Annotated in this window: 21 protein-coding genes; 10 read left to right on the top strand and 11 right to left on the bottom strand. The window is 59.6% G+C overall.

Annotation, left to right across the window (positions count from 1 at the left end; translation table 11 throughout):
• Nucleotides 1-11 precede the first annotated feature (11 nt).
• The 3 genes from QD357_RS13805 to QD357_RS13795 form a co-directional block, all read right to left on the bottom strand.
• Entirely contained in the window at nucleotides 12-2,354 is a 2,343-nt protein-coding gene (locus QD357_RS13805) for a methyl-accepting chemotaxis protein (protein ID WP_107107041.1), read from the bottom strand.
• A gap of 188 nt (nucleotides 2,355-2,542) precedes the next feature.
• Nucleotides 2,543-3,442, bottom strand: a complete 900-nt coding sequence (locus QD357_RS13800) for a ribokinase (RefSeq protein ID WP_107106834.1) — start codon at nucleotides 3,440-3,442, stop codon at nucleotides 2,543-2,545.
• 204 nt (nucleotides 3,443-3,646) lie between these two features.
• The gene (locus tag QD357_RS13795; RefSeq protein ID WP_107106835.1) at nucleotides 3,647-4,843 is read right to left on the bottom strand and encodes a DNA recombination protein RmuC; all 1,197 of its coding nucleotides are present in this window, start codon (nucleotides 4,841-4,843) and stop codon (nucleotides 3,647-3,649) included.
• A 184-nt stretch (nucleotides 4,844-5,027) separates the two neighbouring features.
• Between QD357_RS13795 and def the strand changes: the two genes are divergently transcribed.
• The 5 genes from def to truA all read left to right on the top strand — a co-directional run bounded on the left by def (nucleotide 5,028) and on the right by truA (nucleotide 8,127).
• Nucleotides 5,028-5,543: a peptide deformylase gene (def, locus tag QD357_RS13790; protein WP_107106836.1), complete on the top strand. Its 516-nt coding sequence runs from the start codon at nucleotides 5,028-5,030 to the stop codon at nucleotides 5,541-5,543.
• A 65-nt stretch (nucleotides 5,544-5,608) separates the two neighbouring features.
• Nucleotides 5,609-5,869, top strand: a complete 261-nt coding sequence (locus tag QD357_RS13785) for a FitA-like ribbon-helix-helix domain-containing protein (RefSeq protein WP_107106837.1) — start codon at nucleotides 5,609-5,611, stop codon at nucleotides 5,867-5,869.
• A gap of 21 nt (nucleotides 5,870-5,890) precedes the next feature.
• Complete coding sequence (locus QD357_RS13780) at nucleotides 5,891-6,310, top strand: type II toxin-antitoxin system VapC family toxin (RefSeq protein WP_107106838.1); 420 nt, start codon at nucleotides 5,891-5,893, stop codon at nucleotides 6,308-6,310.
• A 78-nt stretch (nucleotides 6,311-6,388) separates the two neighbouring features.
• Complete coding sequence (fmt, locus tag QD357_RS13775; protein WP_107106839.1) at nucleotides 6,389-7,336, top strand: methionyl-tRNA formyltransferase; 948 nt, start codon at nucleotides 6,389-6,391, stop codon at nucleotides 7,334-7,336.
• A complete protein-coding gene (truA, locus tag QD357_RS13770; RefSeq protein WP_107106840.1) occupies nucleotides 7,336-8,127 on the top strand; it encodes a tRNA pseudouridine(38-40) synthase TruA in 792 nt (263 codons plus the stop codon). Before fmt ends, truA begins: the two co-directional genes overlap by 1 nt.
• A 658-nt stretch (nucleotides 8,128-8,785) precedes the next feature.
• On the opposite strand, the gene QD357_RS13765 is transcribed toward truA, so the two are convergent.
• From QD357_RS13765 to dapD, 4 genes are all read right to left on the bottom strand, one after another.
• Nucleotides 8,786-9,208, bottom strand: a complete 423-nt coding sequence (locus QD357_RS13765) for a GNAT family N-acetyltransferase (RefSeq protein WP_107106841.1) — start codon at nucleotides 9,206-9,208, stop codon at nucleotides 8,786-8,788.
• 142 nt (nucleotides 9,209-9,350) lie between these two features.
• Nucleotides 9,351-9,950, bottom strand: a complete 600-nt coding sequence (locus tag QD357_RS13760; RefSeq protein ID WP_107106842.1) for a hypothetical protein — start codon at nucleotides 9,948-9,950, stop codon at nucleotides 9,351-9,353.
• A complete protein-coding gene (dapE, locus tag QD357_RS13755; RefSeq protein WP_414124438.1) occupies nucleotides 9,937-11,130 on the bottom strand; it encodes a succinyl-diaminopimelate desuccinylase in 1,194 nt (397 codons plus the stop codon). Before dapE ends, QD357_RS13760 begins: the two co-directional genes overlap by 14 nt.
• 159 nt (nucleotides 11,131-11,289) lie before the next feature.
• Nucleotides 11,290-12,147, bottom strand: coding sequence for a 2,3,4,5-tetrahydropyridine-2,6-dicarboxylate N-succinyltransferase (gene dapD, locus QD357_RS13750; protein ID WP_107106844.1), 858 nt, complete (start codon nucleotides 12,145-12,147; stop codon nucleotides 11,290-11,292).
• A gap of 211 nt (nucleotides 12,148-12,358) precedes the next feature.
• Between dapD and QD357_RS13745 the strand changes: the two genes are divergently transcribed.
• Nucleotides 12,359-13,231, top strand: a complete 873-nt coding sequence (locus QD357_RS13745; RefSeq protein ID WP_107106845.1) for an LOG family protein — start codon at nucleotides 12,359-12,361, stop codon at nucleotides 13,229-13,231.
• A 71-nt stretch (nucleotides 13,232-13,302) separates the two neighbouring features.
• Here the strand turns inward: QD357_RS13745 and QD357_RS13740 are convergent, their stop codons facing one another.
• Together QD357_RS13740 and QD357_RS13735 are read right to left on the bottom strand one after the other, a co-directional pair.
• Nucleotides 13,303-13,965, bottom strand: a complete 663-nt coding sequence (locus QD357_RS13740) for a calcium-binding protein (protein ID WP_107106846.1) — start codon at nucleotides 13,963-13,965, stop codon at nucleotides 13,303-13,305.
• A gap of 113 nt (nucleotides 13,966-14,078) precedes the next feature.
• Nucleotides 14,079-14,783, bottom strand: a complete 705-nt coding sequence (locus QD357_RS13735; RefSeq protein WP_107106847.1) for a pyrimidine 5'-nucleotidase — start codon at nucleotides 14,781-14,783, stop codon at nucleotides 14,079-14,081.
• A 216-nt stretch (nucleotides 14,784-14,999) separates the two neighbouring features.
• On the opposite strand from QD357_RS13735, the gene QD357_RS13730 reads away from it, so the two are divergent.
• A complete protein-coding gene (locus QD357_RS13730; protein ID WP_107106848.1) occupies nucleotides 15,000-15,770 on the top strand; it encodes an isocitrate lyase/PEP mutase family protein in 771 nt (256 codons plus the stop codon).
• A 100-nt stretch (nucleotides 15,771-15,870) separates the two neighbouring features.
• Here QD357_RS13730 and argB read toward each other — a convergent pair whose 3' ends face one another.
• Nucleotides 15,871-16,758: an acetylglutamate kinase gene (gene argB, locus QD357_RS13725; RefSeq protein ID WP_028751062.1), complete on the bottom strand. Its 888-nt coding sequence runs from the start codon at nucleotides 16,756-16,758 to the stop codon at nucleotides 15,871-15,873.
• A gap of 205 nt (nucleotides 16,759-16,963) precedes the next feature.
• Here argB and QD357_RS13720 point away from each other — a divergent pair, with 205 nt between their 5' ends.
• The 3 genes from QD357_RS13720 (at nucleotide 16,964) to QD357_RS13710 (ending at nucleotide 18,875) form a co-directional block, all read left to right on the top strand.
• Nucleotides 16,964-17,503 carry a sigma-70 family RNA polymerase sigma factor gene (locus QD357_RS13720; protein WP_107106849.1) on the top strand — a complete coding sequence of 180 codons (540 nt, stop codon included), beginning with the start codon at nucleotides 16,964-16,966 and terminating at the stop codon, nucleotides 17,501-17,503.
• Nucleotides 17,500-18,210: an anti-sigma factor domain-containing protein gene (locus QD357_RS13715; RefSeq protein WP_107106850.1), complete on the top strand. Its 711-nt coding sequence runs from the start codon at nucleotides 17,500-17,502 to the stop codon at nucleotides 18,208-18,210. Before QD357_RS13720 ends, QD357_RS13715 begins: the two co-directional genes overlap by 4 nt.
• A 107-nt stretch (nucleotides 18,211-18,317) precedes the next feature.
• Nucleotides 18,318-18,875 carry a fasciclin domain-containing protein gene (locus QD357_RS13710; protein WP_107106851.1) on the top strand — a complete coding sequence of 186 codons (558 nt, stop codon included), beginning with the start codon at nucleotides 18,318-18,320 and terminating at the stop codon, nucleotides 18,873-18,875.
• Between the two features lie 56 nt (nucleotides 18,876-18,931).
• Here the strand turns inward: QD357_RS13710 and yihA are convergent, their stop codons facing one another.
• Nucleotides 18,932-19,591, bottom strand: coding sequence for a ribosome biogenesis GTP-binding protein YihA/YsxC (gene yihA / locus QD357_RS13705; RefSeq protein WP_107106852.1), 660 nt, complete (start codon nucleotides 19,589-19,591; stop codon nucleotides 18,932-18,934).
• Between the last annotated feature and the right edge of the window lie 103 nt (nucleotides 19,592-19,694).

Below are 19,694 nucleotides of genomic sequence, written 5' to 3'. Positions count from 1 at the left end.
CATTAGTCGGCTCAGAATTCTTCCCATTCACTCTGCGCCAGCGCATTCGCGCCCTGGGTCTGCGGCTGCACTTTGCGAGCCGGAGCAGCAGAAGGGGCGGCGCGGCGGGCAGGGCTAGGCGCGCGCATCTGCTGGGCGGTAGCCCGCAGTGCGGTAGCATTATCCTGACCACTGCGTGACGTGCGGAAGCGGGCGACCAGCGATTTCAACGTTTGAGCCTCGTCGTTCAGCGTCACGCTGGCGGCKGTGGTTTCTTCCACCATTGCGGCATTCTGCTGCGTCACCTGATCCATCTGGTTCATGGCCGAGTTGATTTCCTTCAGCCCGATCGCCTGTTCGCTGGCGGAAGCCGAGATCTGGCGGATGAGGCCGTTGATCTCCATCACCTGCTCGGCGATCTTGTGCAGCGCACTGCCCGTGCGGCCGACGAGATCGACGCCTTCCTTGACCTGGCCGGCCGAGGTGTTGATCAGGGTCTTGATCTCTTTGGCGGCATTGGCCGACCGTTGCGCCAGTTCACGCACTTCCTGCGCCACGACGGCAAAGCCCTTGCCGGCTTCTCCGGCGCGGGCCGCTTCGACACCGGCATTCAGAGCGAGAAGGTTGGTCTGGAAAGCGATCTCGTCGATCACGCCGATGATGCGTGAAACTTCCTGCGAGGACTGCTCGATGCCATGCATGGAAGCGATCGCCTTCTGCACGATCTCGCCGGAGCGTCCGGCATCATCGGATGCCGCGTTGACGCTGCTGGCAGCCGTGCGGGCATTTTCGGCGCTGGAATTGACCTGAGCCGTGAGCTCGTTGAGCGCAGCGGCGGTTTCTTCCAGGCTTGCCGCCTGCTGCTCGGTACGGCGGGCAAGGTCCGAGGCGCTGTTGCTGATCTCGCCCGTGCCGCCGCCGATATTGCCGACGCTGAGGTTCACGGTATGCACCGTCTCTTCCAGGCTGGCGAGCGCGGCATTGAAGTCCTGTTTCAACTGAGCGTACTCGCCGGGGAATTCCTCCGCGATGCGGTGGCTGAGATTGCCCTTGGAGAGTTCGGCCAGGCTCTGGCCGAGAATGGTGACGACGCGCCTCTGCAGCGCCACGGTTTCGCCCCGCTCCGCTTCTGAACGGTAACGTTCGCCTTCGGCGGCACGACGCTGGTCGTTGGCTTCAGCCTCCAGCCGCTTGGTATCGGCAAGGGCGAAGCGGAAGCCTTCGAGCGCCTTGGCGACCGAGCCGATCTCGTCGGCGCGGTCCTGCCCCTCCACGGGTTCGGCATAGTTGCCGGCACTGAGGCTATTGACGGTGGCGACCAATCCGCCAAGTGGCTTCTGCACGAAGGTGCGTACGGCGGCGTAAAGCGCCAGCATGACGGCAGCGAGCACGAGGATGCCGCCGATGATCATCATATAGGTTTGCTCGCGCACCGGTCCGGCAATCGCACTGTGAGGCACGTCAATGAGCACGACCCAGGTGGCATTGAGGCCGGGCACTGCGAAGGGATAGACCACGCGGTCGAAGCCTTCCGTGTCGCCATCGGCAAGGTTCTTCACGAGACCCGCCTTCGATGAGGTCAATGCCGCCTTGATGGCGTCGGCGCCCTCGCCGCTATAGTCCTTCATCAGCAGGTCCTTGTTCGGCGCCACCAGCCACTTATTGTCTTGGGACACCAGGAGGACGCGGCCGGAGCCGAAGGGATGCAGGTTCTGCAGCTTGATGGAGAGCGAAGCGAGCGAGATGTCGACGCCGGAGACGCCGATCACCTTGCCGCCGGACATGACGGGATAGGCGATCGAGCTCATGGTTGTCGGAACTTCGGTGCCTTCGGCCAGGTATGGCGGCGTGATCGCGCCCTTGCCGCTATCGGCGGCGAGCTTCCACCAGGCGGCGGTGTAGTCGTTGTCGAAGGTGGAGAACTGGATGCCGCCATCCTTGGTCTTCGACCAATAGGGTGTGAACACGCCCTTGTCGTTGACGCCTTCGTCCTTGTTGTTGGCAAGTTCAGTCGTCTTGCCGTCGAACGTGCCAAGTTTTTCGCAGAACCAGCTACCGAAGGCGAAGGCGTTCTGCTCGACATTGGCCTTGAGGATATTGATGATGCCCTTGCGATCGAACGTATGGCCCTCGTGGCCGCGCCCGATAATGGCCGCCATGGAACGGGCGGCGCTGGCAAGCTCGCCGACATTGGCGGCAATTTCATTGGAGATGGATTTGGCCTCGCTATTGGCCTGATCCATGGTCAGCATTTGCACGCGATCGCGGTTCTGCGAAATCAGCAGGAAGTTTGAGACGAACAGAACCAGCGCAATCGCTACCCCAGTGACCAAGATGAGCTTGGCCGCAAGCGATTTCATACGAAAGATGGACATCATTTCCTCGAGAGAACGATGCGTCGGATGCACATTATCCGGATGCAAGGTCAGCACAGGATGACCCCATCATGGGGCCCGCCGTGAAAGCGCCTGCCGCTGCGAGACAGCCATGCGCGGCAGGCGTGAGGAGAATGATCGTGAAGCGCAAAAATTTAATTAAATTTTGCGGCTAGGAATGGCAGGTCTTAAAGATGCGCAGCGACATTGCTCGCAATTGGGATGGCCGGCTGCGCGCCTGGCTTCAGGCAAGCCAGCGAACCGGCAACGGCCGCACGGCGCAGCGCCGCGTGAAAATCGAGACCTTGGTCGAGGCTGGCGGCCAGGTAACCGCAGAAGGTGTCGCCGGCGCCGACGGTATCGACCGGTTCGATGACGAGGCCCTTGGCGCGCGACAATTCACCATTGCGGATGGCGATGACTCCGTCGGGGCCCAGCGTGACGATCAGCGTCTGCCCTGTTTCGGCGTGCAGGCGGGCAAGCGCCGCCTCGCGGTCGCTGGCCGACATATTTTCCTGGCCCGCCAGTCGCTCGAATTCCGTCTCGTTGGCGATGACGATGTCGGCAAGGCGCCCGAGCCGCGCGGCATCGGGAATGAGGGGGGCGAGATTGAGAACGGTGCGGACGCCCTTGGCCTTTGCCGCAGCGAGTGCCGCCTCGACGGCTGCGACGGGGATTTCGAACTGCAGCATGAGCGTATCGCCCGGGCTTAGCGCATTGACGGCTTTGGTCGCATGCTCGGCCGTCATCGTGCCGTTGGCGCCGGGCACGACCGCGATCATGTTTTCGCCGTCGCCGCCGACTAGGATCAGCGCGGTGCCGGTCGGCTCGGAAACGTGGCTGACGGTAGAGAGATCGGCGCCGGCGGCGTCGAGCAGGGCAAGTGCCGGCGCGGCGAAACCATCATTGCCGACAGCGCCGGTCAAACGCACCGTCGAGCCGGCGCGCCGCGCTGCCAATGCCTGATTGGCGCCCTTACCGCCGGCGGCGGTGGAAAAACCGTTACCGGCCACCGTCTCGCCCGGCTTAGGCAGACGGTCGGTAGTGGCGATGAGGTCCATATTGATGGAACCGAAAATGGTAATCATGAGATGTCCCGCCCTGCTAGAGCAATTCCAGGAAAAGTGCGCAGCGGTTTTCCGTCCGGAATTGCAAAAAACAAAAAAGATAGAGCGGCTCTCAGATTCCGTGAAAAGCTGAACCGCTCTTGTTGATCTCGCGTGATCCCATCCAAAACCGTTTCATACGTTTGGGGATCATGCATTGATTTGGCGCGACACTGCCCGAAGCGATCAGTCCTCGTCAACCACCCTGAGCTTGAGTTGGCCGGTGCGGTTGTCGATTGGTTTCGGCCGGTCCTCGGTGGGCGCCTTCGCCGGCTCGCCAGCGGCCTCGAATTCCAGCGCTTCTATCCTCTCGCCGCGGCGTGCCAGCTTGTCGGCGGAGGTGACGATCATGTCGACGTCTTTCTGCGCCATGGCGAAATGCCCCTGCAGCTTGCGCACCCGCTCGTCGAGGCGGGAGAGATCGTTCATGAGCTGGGCCACTTCGCCCTGGATCACATGCGCCTGCTCGCGCATGCGCTGGTCCTTCAATACTGCCTGGATGACCTGGATCGACAGCATCAGCAGGGACGGCGAGACGATGACGATGCGCGAGCGCTGCGCCTTCTGCACGATCGCTTCGAAATTCTCGTGGATTTCGGCAAAGATTGATTCGGAGGGAACGAAGAGGAAGGCCGTATCCTGCGTCTCCCCCTGAATGAGATATTTCTCCGCGATATCGCGAATATGCACTTCGAGGTCCCGGCGGAATTGCTGCGCGGCAAGCCTGCCCTGGTCGGGATTTGCCGCCGCGGCGTTGCGGATGGCGTTCCAGGCTTCCAGCGGAAATTTGGCGTCGATGACCAGCGGCGGCGAGCCGTTCGGCATGCGCACGGTGCAGTCCGGCCGCGATCCGTTGGAAAGCGTTGGCTGGAAGGCATAGGCGCCCATCGGCAATCCGTCCGCGATGATCGTCTCCATGCGGGCCTGGCCGAAGGCGCCCCGCGTCTGCTTGTTGGAGAGGATTGCCTGCAGGCCGACGACATCCTTTGCCAGGGACTGAATATTGCTCTGGGCGGCGTCGATAACGGCAAGCCGCTCCTGCAGGCGGCGCAGGTTCTCATGTGTCGAGCGCGTCTGTTCGCCGATCGTCGCCGTCACCCGCTGCGACATGCCGTCGAGCCGTTGATTGATGGCATGGTTGAACTCCGCCTGCCGCGAACCGAAGACCTCGGCCATGGTGGCAAGCCGTCCCTGCATTTCCGCCTGTGCCCGGAGCAGCGCCGCCATGTTGTGCTCGGCATCCTCGGCCCGCAGCATATCCTCCTCCGACTGTCGCCCTCTGTTGTTGATGACAAGAACGATGACGGCGATCAGCAGCAGGATGACGAGGCCGGTCAGAACCGGCACTGCGGGGATCTCTTGGCCGAAGAGGATAAAGGACATGATATCGGATACTCGTGGAACTCGTGCCGGCACCATAACAAAACCGCAGGGAATATCCAGATCAAAACGTGAACAAAATTTTAGGGAGCTATAGTCGACCTGAAGTCGCAAGCGTTGAAAAAACACCCGTCAACAGCCATCTAAATAATTCCATCGCACAGCAAGATGCGTTATGGGAAACTTCATGACGATCAAGCCACTCATCATTTTGCCCGATCCGTTGCTCCGCCAGGCCTCTAAGCCCATCGAGCGCGTCGATACCGAAGTTCAACGCCTTGCCGACGATATGCTGGCAACCATGTATGATGCTCCAGGCATCGGCCTCGCTGCCATCCAGATCGGCGTTGCCCGCCGGATGTTGGTGATCGACGTGTCGCGCGAAGGCGAGGACAAGCAGCCGCTGGTCTTCATCAATCCCGAAATCGTCAGCTCTTCCGACGAGCGTTCGGTTTATGAGGAAGGCTGTCTCTCCATTCCGGATTACTACGCCGAAGTCGAGCGTCCGGCCCGCGTCACCGTCAAGCATCTCGACCGCGACGGCAAGGAACAAGTCGTGGAGGCCGACGGCCTGCTCGCTACCTGCCTGCAGCACGAGATCGACCATCTGAACGGCGTCCTGTTCATCGACTACATCTCGCGCCTAAAGCGCGACATGGTGATCAAGAAGTTCACCAAGGCTGCGAAGTCGAAGGCTCTTTGAGCAGCGGCTGTTGAAAGACAGGCTTGAAGCGCCTATGATATCATTGATATCAAATGGAGGCGCGGATGGGCGATCTTTTACTGCGTGGCCTGGACGACGCGTTGAAGAAGCAGTTGCAAGCGAATGCCAGCCTGCATGGCCGAAGCCTCTCCGAGGAGGCGATCGCTCTGCTGCGCCAGTCGCTTGGCCGTCAGCAGGATTTGAACAGTTCAGTAGGTCAGCGATTGCGAGCGGTTCTTGGTGCAGAGAAGCTGAGCGAGGAAGAAATCGAGGTAATCAATGCCTTTCGGCACGCGCCGGATCGCGAACCGCCGCGTTTCGAATAGTTTGTGCCGGGATAATCCCAGATGATTGTTCTGGACACAAATGTCGTATCCGAGCTGCAAGGGCGACTGTACAGCGATCGCATATTGTCTTGGCTTGATGGTTTTGCCGTCGAATCGGTTTTCTTAACCGCCATCACCATCGGAGAGATTCGCTTCGGGCTGGAGCTCCTTGCTGATGGAAAGCGCAAGGCGGCGTTGATCGCGGAGCTGGAAGCGATAGAAGCAGAGTTTTCCGGCCGTGTTCTGGGCTTTTCAAGCAATGCGGCCCATCAATATGGAATAATTTCTGCTCGACGCCACAAGATAGGTCGAAGAATGGAAACCAAGGACGCCATGATCGCCGCCATCTGCCTGGCCAATGGCGCGACATTGGCAACGCGGAACACAAAAGACTTCGAGGGGCTTGATCTGAAGCTCGTAAACCCATTTGAAGGCGGCTGATGCATGATCCCAAAAAGTGCGAAGCGGTTTTTGGACAGGATCAGGCCAAACTAGATATCTCTTAGCCGGACGGATCGCATGTCGCTCAGCATCATCTTTATGGGAACGCCCGAATTTTCCGTGCCGACATTGCGGTCGCTGGTCGATGCGGGGCATAGGATTCGCGCTGTTTATACGCAGCCGCCACGGCCGGGTGGCCGGCGAGGGCTCGACCTGCAGAAATCGCCGGTGCATCAGGCGGCGGAGTTGCTGGGCCTGCCGGTGTTCACGCCAGTCAATTTCAAGGACCCGGAAGAGCGTCAGCGTTTTCGCGAGTTCGATGCTCAGGTCGCCGTTGTTGTCGCCTATGGCTTGCTGCTGCCAGAGGAGATCCTCACGGGCACCCGGTTCGGCTGCTATAATGGCCATGCCTCGCTGTTGCCGCGTTGGCGGGGTGCCGCGCCCATTCAGCGGGCGATCATGGCCGGTGACAAGAAGACAGGCATGATGGTGATGAAGATGGACAAGGGCCTCGATACCGGCCCGGTTGCACTCACGCGAGAAGTCGAGATCGGCGATACGATGACGGCGGGCGAGTTGCATGACAAGCTGATGCTGGTCGGCGCCAAGGCGATCGTCGAGGCGATGAGCAAGCTTGAGCATGATGAGTTGCCGTTGACCGGACAGTCCGCCGAGGGCGTCGTCTACGCCGCCAAGATCGACAAGGGCGAGACCCGCATCGATTTCAGTAAGCCGGCTACGGATGTTCACAATCACATTCGCGGCCTCTCGCCCTTTCCCGGTGCCTGGTTCGAGGCTGAAATTGCCGGTCGGGCGGAGCGCATCAAGGTTCTTGGCTCCGAACTTGCTGATGGCAAAGGCGTGGCCGGCGAGGTGCTGAGCAGTGATCTCGTGATTGCCTGCGGTACCGGTGCCATCAGGCTGACGAAGCTGCAGAAGGCCGGCGGCAAGCCGTTGACGGCGGACGATTTCCTGCGCGGCACGCCGATTGCGCCGGGCACGATGTTGGCGGCGGGATTAGCCTGATGCCGCGCTACCGCATGACCGTCGAATATGACGGCATCCCCTATGTCGGTTGGCAGCGCCAGGACAATGGCCCATCCGTACAGGGCGCGATTGAAGGCGCCATTCTGTCTCTAACGGGCGAGAAGGTTTCGATCCGCGGCGCGGGACGCACCGATTCCGGCGTCCACGCCATGGGTCAGGTCATGCATGCCGACCTCTCCAAGGAATGGAAGACCTATACGCTCCGCAATGCGCTCAATGCGCATCTGAGGCTTGCCAAAGAGCGAGTCGCCATTCTCGATATCGCCGAGGTCGATGCGCATTTCGACGCACGCTTTTCGGCCATCCGCCGCCACTATCTTTATCGCATCATCACCCGCCGCGCGCCCTTGGCATTGGAAGCCGGACGTGCCTGGTGGGTGCCGAAGGATATGGATCATGAGGTCATGCACGCGGCGGCGCAGACGCTCGTCGGCCGGCACGATTTCACCACCTTCCGTTCGGTGCATTGCCAGGCCAATAGCCCGGTGCGCACGCTCGACCGGCTGGATGTGACCCGCAATGGCGAGCTCATCGAAATCCGCGCGACGGCGCAGAGTTTCCTGCACAATCAAATCCGTTCCTTCGCCGGCACGCTGAAGCTTGCAGGTGAGGGAAAGTGGACTGTGGACGACGTGCGCGCTGCGCTGGACGCGCGAGACCGCAAGGCATGCGGCCCCGTTGCTCCACCGGATGGGCTCTATTTCATGCAGGTGGATTATCGCGACGGCGTTGGACCTGTTGACGCCGATGATGAACAGGACGATTCCTAGCCTCGTTGGACGGCTCGGGATGCCTGTCAGCGACGACACGATCCTTCGACAACATTTCTGCGTCGATTCCACCCTCTCCTCAGCCCCGAGAGCGGCAACCTGCCCATCGGGCGGCGGCCGCCTCCGTCAATCGACACACTCAGTGTCTGAGCTGCGCCACCGAAATTGAACACAAGCGCGCCATTGCCACGAATTGCGTCCACACCAAATGTGGCCGCACATCGCGGTCTGGTCAAACGCCATGCCAATATGGGAGGGACTCGACTTGAGTAGCAGACTGTGGGGGGAGCAGGTTATCGCGGCACTGAGATCCTCAGGTGCAACAGAGCGTCACCTGTTCATGTCCTCAACCACCCAGCGGAAAAATAAAATAATCAAAGCTGCAAACAATAGTAATTGCATCATTTTTGGCAGATCAAGCATATCATAGCTCTCTAATTTATCGCTGCATCATGCAGACGAGCTACAATAAACTGGAATGCGTTAATGACCATCTACTGTAGAAATACATTAGGATTGCGGTTAACATATGGTTTATATTTCGCACATTCATCATAATTGAAAATGTCGCGATATAACACATCAATATTTTACCGCGACGAGACGTAAATGGCGTCCTTCGCCCAGCGCATCCAGCCGTCTGTCTCGGTTCGCCGGTTCAGAAGACCTTACGAAAAAAGATGCGCGCCCGCCCTTTCGGATAGTCTTCCAAAGTCCCGAACCGCTCATAACCGTTCTTTTCGTAAAAGCCCGGAGCTTGGAAGCTGAACGTGTCCAGCCAGATGCCGACGCAGGTCTTTTGTCGCGCGATCTGTTCTGCCTGCGCGAGAAGCTTCGTTCCGAAATCTTCGCCACGGAGGTTCTCGGGAACGAAAAGCAACTCTACGAAAAGCCAGTCGTAGTAGAGTTTAGCCCACAGGCCACCTACGGCGCTGCCTGCTTCGTTTTTGAGCATAATTGCGATCTGCTCATATCCGTCATCGCCGGTTTGGGCATTGTTGAAGGCGAGCAACGGATTGACTATCGCCTGGTGATCTTCCTCCGACGGATTGTCGAGAATTGCGATGGTAGCCTTTGGCATGCTTCATAATTCCCTTTGGAAAAGACTCTCGCCCAAATACTACAATCGCTTCTGCTATCTGCGGAAGCTAAATTCCGATAGGAAATCTTCTTCTGAACCGCAAGGCACATGACGGAGCACTTTGTCAGAGGTGCCTAATCGCTCAACCCGGCGGATAGACGCCAAGGAAGCGCTGCAGGAAATCCGTCAGCAGCATGGTCGGGATCAGCAGTATCAGCGTCAGCGCGCCGACGAAAAGCGGATGCGTGCCGCAGATCATCCGGAGAATACGCGCCAGTGAGAAGATGATCGCCATCATCAATGCCAGCCATAGGATGGCCGCCAGGCCGCTGGAGCCGGGCACGAAGGCGAGCAGCGCAATCAGCAGGGAATTCAGATAGGATGTCGGCAAGCCGAGCCAGTTGACCACTACGACGATGGCCTCGAATTTGTCGCCGAAACGAAAGATCATCAGCAATACGCCGGCGAGTATCAACGGCGCCAGCCAGCTTGCTGCCTCGACCAGCGTCAGGCGAAAGAAGAAGGCCATGCCGGTCGAGGTTTCCGGCGGCATGGCGGTGAGATAGGCCTGTTGCCACCAGAGCCACGAAATGCCGATGGCCGGCAGGCTCCAGAGGATCGCCCAGAACGACCGCAACATGCCGCGATCTGATATATCGAGATATTGGAAGCCGCGCGCGTCCATGCGGATCAGCAGCCACAGGCCTGCCAGATAGTATTGGACTTCCCTAAAGGTCGGCATTCGCAAACCAGCGTTGAAGGAAGGTCTCGTAGATCTCGGTCAGGGTTTCGAGATCCGATAGCGCCACCCGCTCATCGACCATGTGCATGGTCTGGCCGACAAGACCGAACTCCACGACAGGGCAATAATCCTTGATGTAGCGGGCATCCGAGGTACCGCCGGTGGTCGAAAGCGCCGGCCTTAGACCGGTGATGTTTTCGACGGCGGAAGAAAGCGAGGCGATCAGCGCATTGTTGCGCGTCAGGAAGACTTGGCTCGGACGCTCCGACCAGGTGATGTCGTATTTCGTCGGCGAACGTCCGGGCCGAAGCGTCTCATCTACGGCCGCAGCGTCCAGGCGGGCAAGGATTTCGGCCTTCAGCGTGTCGGCCGTCCAGGTGTCGTTGAAGCGGATGTTGAAGGCGGCCTTCGCCTTGGCGGGGATGACATTGGTGGCGGCATTGCCGACGTCGATCGTCGTCACTTCGAGGTTCGACGGCTGGAAATTATCCGTGCCGGCGTCGAAAGGCGGGTGGAGCAGTGCTTCCGTCAGCTTGATGATGCTGCGCACGGGGTTGTCGGCGAGGTGCGGATAGGCGGCATGGCCCTGGACGCCGTGGACGGTGATGAAGCCGGAGATCGAGCCGCGACGGCCAATCTTGATCATATCGCCGAGCTGGTCGGGATTGGTCGGCTCGCCGACGAGCGACGCATCCCATGTCTCGCCGCGCTCGGCCGCCCATTGCAGCAGCTTGATCGTGCCGTTGATGGACGGGCCTTCCTCGTCGCCGGTGATCAGGAAGGAGACCGAGCCGGCAGGCTTGCCATGCTTCTCGATATGACGCGCCACAGCGGCCACGAAGCAGGCAATGCCGCCMTTCATATCGACAGCACCGCGGCCGAAAAGCTCGCCATCGGCGATTTCGGCGGCAAAGGGCGGATGGCTCCAGGAAGCGGCATCGCCGACCGGCACKACATCCGTGTGCCCGGCAAACATCAGATGCGGACCATCGGTGCCGAGGCGGGCATAAAGGTTTTCGATATCGGGCGTTCCCGGCTCGCTCGCCGTCATGCGTTCGACCTGGAAGCCGAGTGGCAGCAGCATATCGGTCAGAGCGGTCAGCGCACCACCTTCGGCAGGCGTGACGGAGGCACAGCGAATGAGAGTTTGCAGGTTTGTGACGGGATCGGTAACGGTCATTGGAGGCAACTTATCCGGCGAGAAATGGCAAAGCGATGGCAAAGGATCGGCGATAGGCCGAAAATCTTTGCCGCGATTCCAGCAATCGCACAGGCATGCTCACCCGACAAGCATGAGGGAAGCGCGATATGACAACCGCGCTTCCAAAAAAATTGTAAATCAGTCGCGCAGCAACTCGTTGATGCCGGTCTTCGAGCGGGTCTTTTCATCGACGCGCTTGACGATCACGGCGCAGTAGAGGCTGGGAGCCGGCTGGCCGTTCGCCATGGTGTTGCCGCTCGGCAGCGAACCGGCAACGACGACCGAGTAKGGCGGTACTTCGCCATAGGTGATCTCGCCGGTAGCGCGATCGACGATCTTCGTGGACTTGCCGATGAAGACGCCCATGCCGAGCACCGAGCCTTCGCGAACGATGCAGCCTTCGACGACTTCCGAGCGCGCGCCGATGAAGCAATTGTCTTCGATGATCGTCGGGCCGGCCTGCATCGGCTCCAGCACGCCGCCGATGCCGACGCCGCCCGAAAGATGCACATGCTTGCCGATCTGTGCGCAGGAGCCGACGGTCGCCCAGGTGTCGACCATGGTGCCTTCGCCGACATAGGCGCCGAGATTGACGAAGGAGGGCATCAGGATGGCGTTCGGGGCGATGTAGGCCGAGCGGCGGACGACGGCGTTCGGCACGGCGCGGAAGCCAGCTTCACGGAAGCGGTTCTCGCCCCAGCCTTCGAACTTCGAGGGCACCTTGTCCCACCAGGTCGAGCCGCCCGAACCGCCTTCGACGATCTGCATATCGTTCAGGCGGAAGGACAGCAGCACGGCTTTCTTGAGCCACTGGTTGACCGTCCAATTGCCGTCCGAACCACGCTCAGCCACGCGGACTTTGCCGCTGTCGAGAAGATTCAGCGCCGTCTCGACGGCGTCGCGAACTTCGCCGCGCGTCGACGTGTTCACATTGTCGCGATTGTCGAAGGCAGCCTCGATGGACTTCTCGAGGGAGGCGAGATCGTTAGCGCTCATGGGAATTCCTTAAAACGTCAGTGCCTATCGTAATTTCCGGAAATGGTCCGGAAGCGGTCGATTGGTCCTATAGCATGGACATTGAGAATGGAATGTCTTTTCCGCGCCGATTGAGCTTGGATTCGAGGCGTTGTAGGGCATATGCAAGAGCTTGGCCATTCCTCTCCGCGGGTGAGTGGCCCGTCATGATCGATTTGAAAGGCATGAGTATATGAGCAAGGCGAAGAACGGCAGGCTGAGGCGCAAGGATGGGGTATGGGACCCTTTGAAGTCGAGCTCGACCGACAAGAAACGCGCCGAATCCGTACCGAAGACGCCGCAATCCATGTCGCCGTCCTACCGGCTCGCCTATGCCGACGAGGATTTCCTCTGCCGCGAGGAACTGCGGCCGATCCGGCTGCAGCTCGAACTTTTGAAGACCGAGATGTCTCTCACCGAACGCGGCATCAAATCGACGGTGGTCATGTTCGGCGGCGCGCGTATTCCCGCGCCCGGCACTAGCGCCTGGGCGGCCCGCAACGAGGTGCAGCGGGCCAATCTCGAAGCGGCATCGGTTTATTACGAGGAAGCCCGTAAATTCGCGAGGCTTTGCGCGCGCTATTCCGCCGGTTTCGATTTCCATGAATATGTGGTGGTCACCGGCGGCGGCCCCGGCGTCATGGAGGCCGGCAATCGCGGTGCTTCGGAAGAGGGGGCGCCCTCCATCGGCCTCAACATCGTGCTGCCGCACGAACAGGCGCCGAACGTCTACGTGACGCCGGAACTCAGCTTCAATTTCCATTATTTCGCGATCCGCAAGATGCATTTCATGGTGCGCGCCAAGGCGATTGCGGTGTTTCCGGGTGGTTTTGGCACGCTGGACGAGCTGTTCGAATGCTTGACCCTCATACAGACCGGCCGCATGGAACGCCTGCCGCTGATCCTTTTCGGCGAAAAATTCTGGCGTGATATCATCAACTTCGATGCGCTCGCCGAATTCGGCACCATCGCGCCCGACGACGTCAAGCTGATCAGCTTCGTCGACACCGCCGATGACGCCTGGAAGATCGTCGCGGATTTCTACGAGCACGACAACGGACATTAAAATTGAAAGGCCCGCCGTCGCATCTGCGAGGCGGGCCTCTTTGTCCTAAGAAATTATACCCAATCGAATAGTCAGAGCAGCGGACGGTTCGGCATGTCGTCCAGCGAGATCACGCCGTCATGGTTGCGGTCCATGCGGTCGAAGAGCTTGTTGCCGGCGTCTTCGGCCTCCTGCTTGCTGATCTGACCGTTTTCATCCGTATCGATACGCTGGAACAACAGGGTGGTGCGCATCATAGCGGCTTCGTGCATGAAGTGGCCGCGCGGGTGGTGACCGTGATGTTTGCCGCCATCCTGATTGTCGCCGTTTTGGGCTTGATCGCCTTGGGTCTGATCGCCCTTGCCCTGGTCACCCTTGCCTTGATCAGCTTGAGCTTGAGCTTGATCGTCGCCGTCCTTGGCGTGCTCGGCCTTCCACTGCTTGACGCGTTCCTGGCGATAGGCGCGCAGTTCACCGGGGGTGATCTCGCCGTCCTTGTTCGTGTCGATCTCATCGAAGATCTTGTCGACACCGGCCTTGAGCTCGTCCTTGGAAATCTTCATGTCGCCATTGGTGTCGAATTGCTTCAGCATGCGCACATAGGCGACTTCCGGTGAAAAGCCCGGGTGATGCCAGCGACCGCCGTGGCCGCGCATGTCGTCATTGCCCTGCGGAGCGGCAAAACTTGCCTGGACGGCGGCGCCGACCAGAAGCGTTGCGGAAAGTCCTGCCAGAAGAATTTTTTTCCCGTTCATCGTTTTTCCTTTCGTGCTGAAGAATGGTCAAACGATACGGCTGAGGGCAAAAAACGGCCAATTAAACATCGGTAAGGCGGATGAAACTTTCGTAACCCGATCCTAAAAAACCGTTAAACGAGTGTTTTGAGAAAAGCGGTGAGATCGTCGGTCACATAGTCGATATGATCGTCCTCGCCGCTCGTCTTCTCCCACCATTCGACCACGGTGCCCTCAAGATTCTGCGGTACGAGCAGCACTGTCTTCATGCCGAGCGCTTTCGGCACGGTAAGATTGCGCGGCAGGTCCTCGAACATCGCGGCCCGCGTGGTATCCACCCGGTTGAGGCTCATGAACTTGTCATAGGTGCTGCCGGCCGGTTTCGGCACGTAATCGGCGGCGACGATGTCGAAAATATCATCGAAGTTGTCGAGGATGCCGAGCGCGCCGGCGGTCGCCTGCGCATGCTTGACGCTGCCATTGGTGAAGATGAATTTGCGCCCCGGCAGCGCCTTGATGGCGGCGGCGAGTTCCGGCTGGGGCATCAGAGCCGAGTAATCGATCGCATGCGCCTTCTCCAGGAAATCATTGGGGTCGATGCGATGATGGATCATCAGCCCCTGCAACGTCGTGCCGTGGTCGCGATAATATTGCTTCTGCAGCTTTCGCGCCTCGTCCCGTTCCATTTGCAGGAGCGCCGAAACATATGACGTCATGTTCTTGTCGATCTGCGCGAAGAGATCGACATGATGAGGATAGAGCGTGTTGTCGAGATCGAATACCCAGTCGCGGATATCCGAGAAATCGGCGGGTTCAGGCAGCGTTCTCGTTTGGGTCATGGCGGCCTTATGGCACGCACTATTGCTTGAGGAAAAGGAAAATATGCGGCGTATATGAGAAATGCTGCAGACATTGCCGGCTATTCCAATGCAGGCTATGGTTTTACCGATTGATTTCTAAGGTTTTGCACTATTTGCCGGAGGGGAGAGGAGTTTGTGCCTCTTCGGTTACGAAGGACACGATGCGCCCGGTGGGGCTTTTGAGGAGGGGACAAGATGAGTCAGGTAGAAAAGGCAGCGGAGTTTGCCCGGCTGCATCGGAAGGGCGATCCGCTGATCCTCTTCAATATCTGGGATGCCGGCTCGGCCAAGGTGGTCACCGAAGCAGGAGCCAAGGCGCTGGCCACCGGGAGCTGGTCGGTCGCTGCCGCCAATGGGTTCGGCGATGGCGAGGCGATACCGCTATCGTTGCTGGCGGTCATCGCCCGCCTGATTTCAGTGACGAGCCCCCTGCCGCTCTCCGTCGATTTCGAAGGCGGCTATGCCATAGAGCCGGACGCTGTCGCCGCCAATGTCGAAAAGATTATGGATCATGGCGCAGTCGGCATCAATTTCGAGGATCAGGTGGTCGGCGGCCGCGGCGTTCATCCGATAGAGATGCAGGTGGCCCGTATCCGCGCCATCCGGGAGATGGCCGATCGGCGGGAAATGCCGCTATTCATCAATGCCCGCACCGATCTTTTCCTACAGGAAAGCGATACCGCCCATCATCAGATTCTGCTGGATGAAGCCTACCGGCGCGCCGATGCTTTTGCGGAGGCCGGCGCCAGCGGCTTTTTCACGCCGGGGCTTGTGGACGCCGATCTGATCGAAGCCGTCTGTGATCGCTCTCCTCTGCCGGTCAACATCATGGTGCGTCCGACAACACCCGACAACATTGCGATGGGCAGGCTCGGCGTCAGCCGCATCAGCTACGGCCCCGCTCCCTACCGGACAGTGATGGGAATGCTGAAGAGCGAGGCCGAGGCGCTCTATCAGCAGACTTGATCGTCATGCCCCGACGCGGTTGACCGTTTTCGGTTGAACGCGCAATTGCCGACAAAGCGAGAACAGCGCCCTTTCCAGACTTGGAGAGGGCGCGTTTTTCTTAAGGGACGATCAGCGTGCCGGCCCCGTGTTCGGTAAAGATTTCGAGCAGCACGGAATGGGCGGTCTTGCCGTTGAGGATGACGACGCCCTGGACACCCGCCTTGATGGCGTCGATGCAGGTCTCGACCTTCGGGATCATGCCGCCGGAAATCGTGCCGTCGGCGATCAGCGCATGTGCCTGGGCGACGGAGAGTTCCTTGATCAACTGTCCCTGCTTGTCGAGCACGCCCGGAACGTCGGTCAGGAAGAGCAGGCGGGTGGCGCTGAGCGCGCCGGCAATGGCGCCGGCGAAGGTGTCGGCGTTGATGTTATAGGTTGCGCCATCACGGCCAGGGGCGACCGGAGCGATGACCGGGATCATCTCGGACTTGGCAAGCAGGTCGAGCAGCGTGCGATCGACTTCGACCACCTCGCCGACGAAGCCGAGATCGAGCACGCGCTCGATGTTGGAATCCGGGTCCTTGATGGTCTTATGCGCCTTCTCGGCGAAGACCATGTTGCCGTCCTTGCCGCAGAGGCCGATCGCCCATTCGCCGGTCTGGTTGATCAGCGCGACGATTTCCTTGTTGATCGAGCCGGCCAGCACCATTTCGACGATCTCGACGGTCTTGGCGTCAGTCACGCGCAGGCCGCCTTCGAATTTCGATTCGATGCCCATCTTCGTCAGCATGGAGCCGATCTGCGGGCCGCCGCCGTGGACGACGATCGGGTTGACGCCCGACTGTTTCAGAAGTGCGATATCGGCCGCAAAAGCTTTGCCAAGCTCGGCATTGCCCATGGCATGGCCACCGTATTTCACCACGATGGTCTTGTTTTCATAGCGCTGCATGTAGGGCAGGGCCTGCGCCAGCAGGCTGGCTTGGAGTTCGCTTTGGGATTCGGACATGGGGCACCCCGTACAATTGTTCGCGGCCTTTTATCTCAAGTTTTTGACAGAGGGAATAATGATGACAGGATTAGTTTTTCCTGCGTCATATCGCGCGTCCCGCGCAGTCTCATCCTTTGAATGAGCTTGTTGCCCTTTGAGTGAGCTTGTCGCCGGATAGTTTTCGCTTAAGTTAATATGAAGAAGCCGCGATCGGGGGGATCGGATGGCGAGCGAGGAGATAGAGGCGCTCATCGGCCGGGTCGCGATGCGCGACCAGAAAGCTTTTGCCGTGCTCTACAAAAGGACCAGTCCGAAACTCTATGCCGTCTGCCTGCGTATCCTCGGCAACAGGACGGATGCCGAGGAAGTTTTGCAGGAAATCTACGTGAAAATCTGGCAGCGGGCCGAGCGTTTTATCGCCTCGGAAGGGCCGGCAATGCCGTGGCTGACCACGATTGCGCGCAATCAATCGATCGATGCTATCCGTGCCCGAAAACCTGTCGCAGATGAAATTGATACCGCCTATGATCTTGCCGATACCGAACCTGGCCCCGAAGAGCAGGCAATGGTGAAGGGAGAGGGAAGGCGCATTGACAGGTGCATGGAAGAGTTGGAAGCTGATCGAGCCAAGGCTGTTCGCAGCGCCTATGTGGACGGCCTGAGCTACCAGGAACTAGCTGAGCAATATGCGGTGCCTTTGAATACAATGCGTACCTGGCTGCGCCGAAGCCTGATTAGACTGAGAGAGTGCATGGACCGATGAGTACGCCCGATCAAAGCAAGGGAGGCCGCTCCCGCGATGAAGTCCTGGCCGGAGAATATGTGCTTGGCGTGCTGTCATTGGAGGACCGACAAAAGGTAGAGCGACGCATGCGCAGCGATCGGCAGTTTGCCGCTATCGTCAGTCGCTGGGAGCAGAATCTTTCGGGCTTCAACGACGATTACGATATGGTCGCGCCGGCGGCCTCAGTGTTCCCCAAGATCGAGAGGCGCATTTTCGGAGATGCCGCTTTCGGTGCTCATCTCTGGAATTCGCTGCTTCTTTGGCGGTCAGTCGCCTTCGGTTCGTTGTTTATCGCAGCCGGCGTCCTGGTTTTCACCGTCACCAACAGCGTCTCGAAACCGACACCGGGTAGGCAGCTCACCGCTTCCCTTGCCGGACAGAGCAGCGCTATCAACTTGCTGGCTGATTATGACGTCACAAGCGGGCGGCTGAAGGTGACACCGGTCGCCGCCGGTCAACCCCAGGAAAAATCGCTGGAACTCTGGCTGATCCGTGGCAGCGAGCCGGCCGAGGCGCTCGGCGTCTTGCCGCAGACCGGCGAGGGTGAGATCGTTCTGCCGCAGGAGATTCACGGCAAACTGACGGAAGGCGCCATCATCGCCGTCAGCGTCGAACCTTTCGGCGGTTCGCCGACGGGCAAGCCCACGGGTGACGTAATCGCTTCCGGCACCATCCATCTGCCCTGAAGACATCTTTTTCCGAAAAAAGAACTGCGGCTGAAACTCTTCTTTCGGCGCCTCCGTATCTTGCTCTGACCCCGCCTGATCGGGGCAAGAGAGGAAGAGGACAAGCCATGATCAAGACCGCAATCCGCATCGCCGCTGTGGCCGTAACGCTTTCAGCCGCGACCGGCCTCGTCTATGCGAAGAACCCGACCGTCGGCGGCGCGCCGATGTTCGCCAATAAGAATATCATTGAAAATGCCGTCAACTCGAAGGACCACACGACGCTGGTCGCCGCCGTCAAGGCTGCCGGCCTTGTCGACACACTGGAAGGCAAAGGCCCCTTCACCGTCTTCGCGCCCACCAACGAAGCCTTCAAGAAGCTGCCGCCCGGCACGGTCGAGACGCTGCTGAAGCCGGAAAACAAGGCGATGTTGACGAAGGTGCTGACCTGTCATGTCGTTGCTGGCGATGACATGGCGGCCGCCATCAAGAAGATGTCGATGGGCAATGGCGGCGAGTACGACCTGAAGACGGTCGGCGGCTGCACGATCAAGGCCACCGAGATGGGCGGCAAGCTGACGCTGACCGACGAAGCCGGCGGCACCGCCCACATCACCATCGCCGACGTCAAGCAGTCGAACGGCGTGATCCATGTGGTCGACAAGGTGTTATTGCCGAAAATGTAACGACCATCGGCAAAGCTGCCGCCGCCTTCGAGCGTCGAGGGCGGCGGCTTTTTTTGTCAGACGGCAATGCCGACGGTGAGTCCGATTGCCTGACGTAGTTCCTGCAGGCCCTCGCTCTTTTCCGAGGAGGTGGCGAGGATGCCGGGATAGGCGGCGGGGCGTTTGCGGATCTTTTCAGCCGTATCGGCCATCAGCTTCGGCAGGCCCGCGGGCTTGATCTTGTCGGTTTTGGTCAACACGATCTGGTAGGAAACGGCGGCCTTGTCGAGCAGCGACAGAACTTCTTCGTCGTTTTTCTTGATGCCGTGACGGCTGTCGATCAGCACATAGACGCGCTTTAGCGTCGCCCGGCCCCGCAGATAGTCGAAAACCAGCTTCGTCCAGGCATCCACCTGATCCTTCGGCGCTTCGGCATAGCCGTAGCCAGGCATATCCACCAAGGCCATCGGCGGCAGGTCGGTGCCTTCGCCGGAAAAGCCGTCGGGGACGAAATAGTTGAGTTCCTGTGTGCGGCCCGGCGTGTTCGAGGTGCGCGCCAAACCTTTATGGCCGACCAGCGCATTGATCAGCGACGACTTGCCGACATTCGAGCGTCCGGCAAACGCCACTTCCAATGGCCCCTCCGGCGGCAGGAACTTCATGGACGGCACGCCGCGGATGAAGATCCAGGGGCGCCCGAAAAGCGGCTTGTCGTCTTTTGTCGTCTGTTCTGCCATGCGCTCGCGGTCTTCCGGTTCACTTGGCTGACTGGCTTCGAGGTTTTACCCGCGAAAGTCAAGTTTTGATCGCCAGCTCATCGTTGGTGTTGGCGGCCCATGG

The organism is Rhizobium sp. BR 317 (assembly GCF_047445835.1).
Classification (GTDB): domain Bacteria; phylum Pseudomonadota; class Alphaproteobacteria; order Rhizobiales; family Rhizobiaceae; genus Rhizobium; species Rhizobium paranaense.
Note: the sequence above shows the minus strand (reverse complement) of the source record. Positions and strands in the feature narration are given on the sequence as shown.